This is a genomic window from Vibrio sp. YT-18 (genome assembly GCF_033337345.1).
Lineage (GTDB): Bacteria > Pseudomonadota > Gammaproteobacteria > Enterobacterales > Vibrionaceae > Vibrio > Vibrio alginolyticus.
In genome coordinates this window covers 1-1,070 of sequence record NZ_JAWOQO010000253.1, presented here as the reverse complement: position 1 = coordinate 1,070, position 1,070 = coordinate 1, and the positions used below count along the sequence as shown (strand labels likewise).

At 45.2% G+C, this 1,070-nt stretch carries 2 protein-coding genes; one reads left to right on the top strand and one right to left on the bottom strand.

Features of this window, described 5'->3' with window-relative positions:
* Positions 1-475 (top strand): tRNA-dihydrouridine synthase (locus R7M72_RS25790; protein WP_318056555.1); only part of this gene is annotated, 475 nt, incomplete at its 5' end.
* 90 nt (positions 476-565) lie between these two features.
* Here R7M72_RS25790 and R7M72_RS25785 read toward each other — a convergent pair.
* Positions 566-1,070: GGDEF domain-containing protein (locus R7M72_RS25785; protein WP_318056554.1), on the bottom strand; the 505-nt coding region annotated here is incomplete at its 5' end.

Genomic DNA, 1,070 nt, shown 5'->3' with positions numbered 1-1,070 from the left:
GACCGTTCACGCACGTACTAAGCAAGGTGGTTATAAAGCATCTGAAATCAAGTGGGAATACATCAATAAAATTCGCGAGCGATTCTCCATCCCTTTGATTGCCAATGGTGAAATCTGGAATTTCGAAGATGGTCAACGCTGCATTGAAACCACTGGTGTCGACTCTCTGATGGTGTGCCGCGGTGCGTTCAACATTCCTAACCTAGGTAACATGGTAAAACACAACCACACGCCAATGGTTTGGTCTGATGTGGTCGACCTGCTGATCTACTACTCAAAGTTTGAAATGAAGGGTGATAAAGGTTTGTACTATCCAAACCGCGTGAAGCAATGGTTCGCTTACCTGCGCCAATCTTACCCAGAAGCTAACGAATTATTCCGCGAAATCCGAACATTTAATAAAGCAGCACCAATTGTTGAGCACATCCAGCGCTACCGCGATGAACTCCAATCGCGTCAAAGCCAAGTGGCTTAAGCACTCCACATGCACGAATTGTGCGTGATGGTTGAACGACAAGTACAAAAAAGGGCGATATTATCGCCCTTTTAGCAAGCGCGCCTCGAACTAATAACAAATCTTGTTCTTTCCGGTACTTTTCGCTTCATAGAGCTTCTCATCAGCCGCCTTGAACAGTTCATCAAAGCTTTCCGCTTTGCTTGCAGAGCTAAAGACCACACCACCCGACACGGTAAATCCATTCTTCGTAACTCGTCGTGATCGTTCATCAATCGCTTTTTTGACTCGTTCAAGAATGTGCTTCATCCCTTCAATATCTTCATCGTATATCGCGAGAATAAACTCTTCGCCACCAAAGCGAGATGCGACGTCACTGTGACGAATGTTGTCTCGGATGCACTTCGCGACCAGTTGAATCGCAGAGTCACCTACGTCATGGCCGTAAGTATCATTGATAGTCTTAAAGTTATCGATATCGAGGTAAAACACCAATAGCGGTGTTTGGCTTTTGATCAGTTGTTCTAGGCGCTTGGTGAAACCAAATCGGTTATACAGTTTGGTTAAAGAGTCGATATGAGAATCTTCACTGGAGGCCGACGACAAGTGTTTTGGT